At 37.1% G+C, this 7,944-nt stretch carries 6 protein-coding genes; 1 reads left to right on the top strand and 5 read right to left on the bottom strand.

The features are described from left to right. The first annotated feature begins 743 nt into the window (after positions 1-743). Positions 744-1,301, top strand: coding sequence for a shikimate kinase (locus IOC57_RS25000; protein WP_207441283.1), 558 nt, complete (start codon positions 744-746; stop codon positions 1,299-1,301). A gap of 120 nt (positions 1,302-1,421) precedes the next feature. On the opposite strand, the gene IOC57_RS24995 is transcribed toward IOC57_RS25000, so the two are convergent. The 5 genes from IOC57_RS24995 to IOC57_RS24975 form a co-directional block, all read right to left on the bottom strand. Further along, the gene (locus tag IOC57_RS24995; protein WP_207441281.1) at positions 1,422-2,435 is read right to left on the bottom strand and encodes a LacI family DNA-binding transcriptional regulator; all 1,014 of its coding nucleotides are present in this window, start codon (positions 2,433-2,435) and stop codon (positions 1,422-1,424) included. A gap of 212 nt (positions 2,436-2,647) precedes the next feature. After that, positions 2,648-3,856, bottom strand: a complete 1,209-nt coding sequence (locus IOC57_RS24990; protein WP_207441280.1) for an MFS transporter — start codon at positions 3,854-3,856, stop codon at positions 2,648-2,650. Between the two features lie 277 nt (positions 3,857-4,133). Beyond that, positions 4,134-5,018, bottom strand: coding sequence for a shikimate dehydrogenase (locus IOC57_RS24985; protein WP_207441278.1), 885 nt, complete (start codon positions 5,016-5,018; stop codon positions 4,134-4,136). A gap of 60 nt (positions 5,019-5,078) precedes the next feature. Next, positions 5,079-5,840, bottom strand: a complete 762-nt coding sequence (gene aroD / locus IOC57_RS24980; protein WP_207441277.1) for a type I 3-dehydroquinate dehydratase — start codon at positions 5,838-5,840, stop codon at positions 5,079-5,081. 68 nt (positions 5,841-5,908) lie between these two features. Continuing rightward, positions 5,909-7,111, bottom strand: coding sequence for an MFS transporter (locus tag IOC57_RS24975; protein ID WP_207441275.1), 1,203 nt, complete (start codon positions 7,109-7,111; stop codon positions 5,909-5,911). Positions 7,112-7,944: the final 833 nt, after the last annotated feature.

Here is a 7,944-nt window from a genome sequence, read left to right as displayed (position 1 = left end):
ATGCTCACTTAAAATTTCACGTTGGCGCTTTGTTTTGTTCAGTTTTCAAAGAGCAATTTCCACAATCGCTCTTCCGAACGGCTGTTTATTCATCATAACATCTTATTGATTAGTTGTCAACTTCTGCGAAGTTTTCAACTTATTTTAAATCGCTGTTTTCCAGCGACCATTTCATCTTATCATTTTCATAGTAAGAAGTCAATAGTTATTATTTCTTTCAGCAATCTGCCAAAAACGATGAAGTTTTTCGTTTGTCTTAGTTGGTGCTTATTTATATTAATCCCATTCCACTTTAAAGTCAATACATTTCCTTGATAAATGAATTAATCAATTATATGGAGGAATAAATGTGCCTGTCGTACCTTGTCTTCCGTTTAAAACATAAATCCAACAAAACATTGAAACCTTCCATTTTATTAAATCAAAGACCCATTTGAAACACGTCCCCTTCAAATTAGTAATGCTCAAAATCAATAAAACCTGCAAACACTAGATAATGGTGATAACAGCCTGGTATAGATAAGGAAACGTATAATTAGATGTATAAATCGAATACTGAAAAACTGATTGTTCCTTTCGGATAGATTGATTTATACATAAACCGCTAAATCACGGAATTTCATTGTCCAAATATTAAAAAATTTTTTTACAATTCTACTTTCTTGTACTATAATAAATATATTTTAAAAATTTCAGAAGAGACTTTTAATCATTATAAAAATAGTTGGGAGAGGGATTTATAAATGATTAATAAAAACACATCTTTGAGGATGCAAAGTATCGTTTTTATTGGCTTTATGGGAGTAGGAAAGACGACGATCGGACAGAAAGTAGCAAGGAAATTATATAGGGACTTTATTGATATAGATCAAGAAATTGAAAAGGAATTCAATATGCCCACTACAGAAATATTCAAGAAGTTTGGGGAAAAAGTTTTTCGCGAAAAAGAAAAAAGTGTGATTGAAAGCTTTAGTCAACAACAATTGAAAATCATTTCAGTTGGAGGCGGGGCATTTTTACAAGAGGATATACGGAATATCTGTTTAGCCAATTGCATCGTCTTTTATCTGGACTTATCTTGGGAATACTGGAAAGAAAGAATAGGCTTACTTATTGACAGTAGACCTGTTTTACAAAGTCGGTCCCTTGAGGAAATCGAAGAACTCTTTTACACCAGACAGGAAATATACTCCTATCATCATTCAAAAGTGAATACCAATGACCTTGATGTTGATGAAGTGGCAGACTTCATAGTCGATTCATTGAAAGTGGCCTGGGATATTTATGAACCGCTTAAGTAAGACCATCCTTTTTTTATGTAATCAATGTTCCCAATAAAAGAATAATAGAAAAGATGAAAAGGGTACAGCGGTATGTATACCTAGCCTCCTGTAAACTGATCACCTTTTTATTTTTCTTTTTTAGGAGGACTCCCTAATAATCAGTTCTGGATTCAATATGATTCGCTGTTGTTCACGTTCAACTTTCTCCATTTGCTGATACAGAAGATTCGCTGCCTCTTTTCCAATACGTCTAGGAAATGAGGAAATGGTCGTTAGCGGAGGATGATAGATTTCTGCGACTGGAACGTTATCGAACCCTACGATATCTATATCTTTTCCAGGAGTAAATCCTTTCATCATTAGTCCTTGCATAACACCGAAGGCAATTAAGTCGCTAAAGCAAAAAATTGCGGTAGGCGGATTAGGATTCTCAAGTACTTTCAAAACAGCCTCCAGCCCTCCCTCCCGTGTAGGGGCACTATCTATCACCAACGATTCATCCACTTCCAATCCCGCTCTCGAAAGAGCTTCACGGTATCCCTCCATTCTCTCGATCCAAGTCGAAGATTCCTTGATGCCACCAAGGAGCGCAATTCTTTTATGCCCCTTTCCAAGGAGATGATCAACAGCGATCCTGGCTCCTTTTGGATAGTCTATGCCTACATAGTCGCTATTCACTCCTGGCAGTTCCCTGACTGCAAGGACCATCGGCGTGTCAATTCCATTTAACCGTTCAATTGTATCTTGTGAGCTTTCAGAGACAGGACAAAGAATCAAGCCTCCCACCCTATGTTCCATCATGGTTGAAAGGAGATGGTCTTGCTTGGCAACCGAGTCGAATGTAGTCCCCAGCAAAACTGTATACCCGACCTCATCCAACGCATCGTGAACGCCTATCAGGAATTCAGAAAAAAAGGTATTTGATATGTCAGTAATTATGATTCCTACAGTATCGGAACTCTGCGACCTTAGGTTCGCTGCAATTCTATCGTAAACATAACCCAATTCATGCATGGATTTTAATACCTTTTTTCGCGTCGCTTCCGATATTCGAGGGTTATTGCGCACGATAAGGGAAGCAGTGGATGTAGATACCCCAGCATGTTTCGCAACTTGTTGCAGCGTGACCCGCCCTTTTTTGGATTGTTTCATAGTTCAATCACCATCTTGAATGTATTTTTAATGTACTTATTATTATCATGTTCTTACTATAATAATAATATAGTTACTGTCATTATTACACCCTTGCTTTTGGAACATGGGTAGCTCATCGATTAATACTCACTCCAATCCATCTATATTCAATAAAAAAAACGCCACCCTGGTTCTAGAAGATGGAGTTTCAAGTAATCTTTCACTATTTTTCAGCCATGGTTAAATATGGTCTGGTGCTGTGTCAATTTTTTATATCGGTAATAAACAAAAGCTGCCGCCAGGATTCCTATAGTTGCAATAAAGCAATCGAAAAGAAATATATGCGATATATCCCCGCCCTTAGCGATCAAGCCTGTTGCAATAGGTAAAATGACGCTCGCTAAACTGGATGCCGTCGCAACGATCCCTGTTACAGTTCCTTTTTTCCTCCAGAAAAGTTCAGTCATTATTGCAATGGTTAATTGAAATATCCCAGCTGTCGAGGCTCCAAGGAAAAAGGAGCTAATACTTAAGACAATAGGTGAATGAATCGATAATATGATGATAACCGTAAGTAAAGTAATCATTGGATAAAGTAATATCACCGTCACTGGCTTAATCCATTTATTTAATAAGATGGATAATAGCAAGACGGAAATCAGTGATCCAATACTATAATAGCTCAATAATTTAATTGCACTCGAAGATGACATCCCTGCGACTTCCTGGCCGAAACTCGGTAACCAGATTTGCGAAACTGTAAATAACGCAGTTGATGTAAAACCAATTATGATTAGCGCGACTCCTTCGTACCAAAATTCAGGTTCAGTAACGAACCTGTTCATATGCAACTTCTCCTCATTACTAACAGTATCGGATTTGATTTTTGGAAATGAAGCTGACAACAAAAAAAACATATTCATGAAATAGATGACAGCCGGTAATAAAAATGCAAACCCATAAAATAATTGGTTCGTAGTAAGGAACAAGATCATAAATGGTAGGATGGTTGCACCAAGTGAACCAAAAGCCTTAACCATAACACTGGCGGAACCAGCAGATTCAGGAAACATTTCAGTTAGCGCCGGATATGTACCAGCATCCATGGCTGAGTTGGAAATTCCCGCAAGTAAAGCAAATACCAAGGCCATCTCATATGTTGGGGAAAATGGAATCCCGATTAAAAAAACTCCCATTATAACAGAAGAGACAATGATCAATGGCTTCCTTCCAAATTTATCAGATAAAACTCCAGAGAGTCCATACGTTAGTAATCTGCCTATTCCTATTGCTGCAATAAGATAACTGATGCCAGTAGAATCCGTATCCCATTGTTCTGTTAAAGAGGACATGTTTGAAGCGAGAATTATATTAACCATCCCCAGCAGGAAATAGTTAATATACATGCCAGATGCCGCTTTAAAATACTGATTTTTCATTATTACACCCCTATAATAAATCACGTTGTATTTCTCCCTAGAACACGTTAATGCAAAATGGAATTACATTAAAGCCTCCCCTTTATGTTATCCATTTAAATGAAAACCACTTTTCAAAAAAAAAACGCTAAGAAAAACAAGGGATTTCACTCCCTGCATTTCTTAGCTCTGAAGTTTCTGCACTCATTGGATGTAATCATTTAAAGATGATGCACATCGAGTATCAAAAAACCTCTATTACGATAAAATGGAGAATGATCTCCAGAGTGGAATCATATTATTCTGCAAACAATTGCTCTTTGATGTAATCAACAGGCATCTGTTGACCTGTCCATAATTCAAATGCCAATGCACCTTGCCAAAGCATCATCCCTAGACCATTAATAGCTGTAGCACCGGCAGCCTCAGCTTGTTCCATTAATTTAGATTTTCGTGGGATATAAACAACATCGGTTACGATTAAATCAGGACGCAGCACTGATTCGTCTTGAATGACACTTAAGCCTTCAAGTGGTTTCATGCCAACACCGGTTCCATTTGCCAAAATATCACTAGTTGCGATTTCAGCTTTTAATTGTTCAACATTTTCAAGAGGATATACATTAGCTTTCACATTTAAGTGCTTCATATCTTCATTGATGATACGTACATTCTCTTCTGCTTGCGGGAAGAAAGCATCATCACGAGCAAATATGCTGATTTCCGCCACACCTTCCAGCGCAGATTGAATGGCAATTGGAGTAGCAGCCCCACCAGAACCGATAAGAGTCATTTTCTTTCCTTTAATATCTATGCCATGTTCTTTTAGGTTCCGAGTATATCCCATTCCATCAGTACTGTGCCCTACGAACTTTCCATCGACATTTACAACTGTATTAACAGCCCCAGAAAATTTAGCACTGTCTGCCAATTCATCTAGATATGGAAGGATTTTCATTTTATTAGGCATGGATACGTTAAATCCTTTTACATTTAATGCACGCATCCCTTTGACTGCATCTTCCAGCTGTTCATTTCCAACTTCAAATGCTAAATAGGCGCAATTCAACCCTAATTTATCGAAAGCTAAATTATGCATAGCAGGTGATAAAGAATGTCCGATAGGTGTCGCCAGTAATCCTACTAATTCTGTTTTCCCGTTAATTCGTCCTAGATTTTCCATGTTCTGTTCCCCCTAGTTTTTAAAACTTTATATTAATTCCTTCTTGGAAGGTATTATGAGTTAAATACTTTGATCCATGATCTCCAATACATCTCTTAATTGAGTAACAGGAATTTGTCCTGGTGCAGATGCTTCTTTTCCGGCACCGAATGTACAAGCAGATCCAAACACCGCACCTGATAATCGACTGACCAGGCCTGTACCCGACATTGACATCGTAATGAATGGACGATCGGCATAATTTGTTTTCATCGTGTAAGTTGCATCTAATAAAACGATTAAGTCACCAACAGTTTGGGGCATTACAGCGATTTTGGGAATATGTGCGCCCAATTCCTGCATTTTACGTAACCGGTAAATGATTTCTTCTTTAGCTGGTGTCTTATCGAAATCATGATTACACATCACTACGTATACGCCATTTTCCTCAGCTACCTTTACAGTCTCCTTCACTGATGATTCCTCGAAAAACAACTCCACATCGACAAGATCAATATTCTTCGTTCTAATTGCTGCATGAAGAAGTTGGAAATAATAATCATCGCTGATTTCCTTGTTCCCGCCTTCTTTATGGCTTCTAAAAGTGAAAAGCAGCAAAGTATTAGGTACAGCACTTCTAAGTTTAGAAATCATATCCGAAACGGCTTCTAAGCTTTCAACCTGTTCATAGACATCTACTCGCCATTCTATGATATCCGGCTCTAAAGCATTTACCGTTTCAACTTCTTTAAGCAGTTCTTCTTCAGTTGTCCCCATTAGTGGAACGATGATCTTTGGTACCCCTTCTCCGATCGTTACGTCTTTGATCGTGATTGTTTGCATGGATTTTTCCCCCTTTTATCATTATCATCAGTGGAGCTTCATGCCCCACTGATGTTCGGCTAGACCATTTAATTAGAAATCTTAATTACCTTTTTATATCGATAGGCAACAAATACGGCCAATAAGATACTAACTACTGCTATTGCCACATCAAATAAGAAGACTGCAGTTAAACCAGCGCTCTTAGAAATGATACCTGTAACAAAAGGTATGATGATAAAGGCTGAACTAGCTGCAATGTTTACATATGAAGTAATCGTCCCTTTATTGGCTGGGAAGAATTCTGTTATTATCGTCATGGCTAATTGGAACACCCCTGCTGTTGATAACCCAATGAAGAAAGCGCTCAAAACAGTCATAAATGGTTGTTGGATGTAAATGAGTGACAATAAAGATAATGCTGCAATAATCGGGTAGATAATCATGACGGTTATGGGCTTAATTACTTTATTCAATAGAACTGCTAGTAAAATGACAGAAACAAGGGAGCCAATGCTATAGTAACTAAGCAATTGAACAGCCTTAGCCTGAGTTAATTCCAATACCTCCTGTCCAAAGTTCGGGAGCCAGACTTGAACCAACATGAATAAAGCAGTTGATGTGAAGCCTAATAGTATGACGGCTACCCCCTCCTGGGCAAACTTCGGTTTTGAGAGGAATTGGTGTTGAACCGGCACAGCTTGTTTATCATCTTGAGTCTGGCCTTGAGCTTTATGATCCGGGAATGAAACCTTAAGCAGGAATAATCCATTAACAAGATAAACAGCAGCCATTAAGAAGAATGTATACCCGTAAAACATATCTCTAGCTATAAAGAACGCCATAATAAATGGAAGAAGTGCGGCACCTACTGAAACGAAAGCTTTTATTAATACAGTAGCGGAACCAGCTTTCTTTTGAAAAGCCTCAATAAGTGCTGGATACGTACCAGCATCCAAAAATGAGTTTGCAATACCAGCACATACAGCAAATATAAATGCCAATGTATAGTTAGGAGCCAAAGGTATTCCTATGAGGAAGATTAGGTAGATAAAAGATGCTGAAACAACAAATGGTTTCCTTCCTAATTTATCCGACAGTCTACCCGCGAAAAACAAAGAAACTAACTTACCGATCCCTATGGCAGAAACCAAATAACTTATCCCTGATGCACTTGTATTTAATTGATTTGACAAATTTTCCATATTTGATCCGATGATAATATTGATCATGCCTAAAATTAAATAGCTAATATATAAACCTGTTGCCATTTTTATAAATGGATTTTTCATGAAACACACCCCTATTAAAAAAGTTATCGAAATGCAATTTGACTCTTAAGCCTTTCAGAAGCTGCCCCCTTGCCCCATACTAAAGATTTAATAAACAAAATTACGTACTAAATAAAAACAATAAACCTCATTAGATTAACCGACTTCCTTTAGTACATCGTTCTACTAACTTTATAGATCGATTAGTATATCGTTCTACTAATCTTGGTTGATCGTAGTATATCGTTCTACTAAGAAATCTGAGCAATTATTATTCAAAGGTATTGAATTGACACCTATGCTAAAGTTAATTAGTTAAATCCATTTAGTATATCGTTCTACTGGATTATTATACTGCGCTAATTTAATTGTGTCAAACTCACGAAACAGTCCTTAATGAATATAAAATGATTACTCATACTCTTTATTGCTCCATTTCGAAGTGCTTGTCTTCAATCACATTTATCTTATAAGTCAGCCAAACCTGGATTTGTTACTGTTCATACAAGATGAAGAATATTTTTATTTGCATTGGCACAAAGTATTTTATATTTATGCAGATTTCCTTCTATTTCGGTATTCGCTCCTTTTTTAGTTACCAGTTTCTGAATAAATTTCTTTTCAGCCAAAATATATGCATTGCTGCTTATTGAAATCCAATTCTCCTAGTTATTTGCAATCTAATTGAATCCCCTCTTTTCTCTGTTAAAGGCTAGAAGAATATCTCGCTTATACATTTCAGTATGGCCAAAACGATTCCCCATATAAAATGAGAACCAATTTTCACTACAACCTTCTATCTAATAGAAATAACAGGACATAATTTAAAAAAAAGTTATCTTGGTTCGCAACAC

Source organism: Bacillus sp. SD075, from assembly GCF_017355165.1.
Lineage (GTDB): Bacteria > Bacillota > Bacilli > Bacillales > DSM-1321 > Peribacillus.
Note: the sequence above shows the minus strand (reverse complement) of the source record. Positions and strands in the feature narration are given on the sequence as shown.

Bases quoted from the DNA above. Each gene is read 5' to 3' on its own strand.
- IOC57_RS24995 (WP_207441281.1), bottom strand. From the start codon at position 2,435: ATGAAACAATCCAAAAAAGGGCGGGTCACGCTGCAACAAGTTGCGAAA.
- IOC57_RS24975 (WP_207441275.1), bottom strand. From the start codon at position 7,111: ATGAAAAATCCATTTATAAAAATGGCAACAGGTTTATATATTAGCTAT.
- IOC57_RS25000 (WP_207441283.1), top strand. From the start codon at position 744: ATGATTAATAAAAACACATCTTTGAGGATGCAAAGTATCGTTTTTATT.
- IOC57_RS24990 (WP_207441280.1), bottom strand. From the start codon at position 3,856: ATGAAAAATCAGTATTTTAAAGCGGCATCTGGCATGTATATTAACTAT.
- IOC57_RS24985 (WP_207441278.1), bottom strand. From the start codon at position 5,018: ATGGAAAATCTAGGACGAATTAACGGGAAAACAGAATTAGTAGGATTA.
- aroD (WP_207441277.1), bottom strand. From the start codon at position 5,840: ATGCAAACAATCACGATCAAAGACGTAACGATCGGAGAAGGGGTACCA.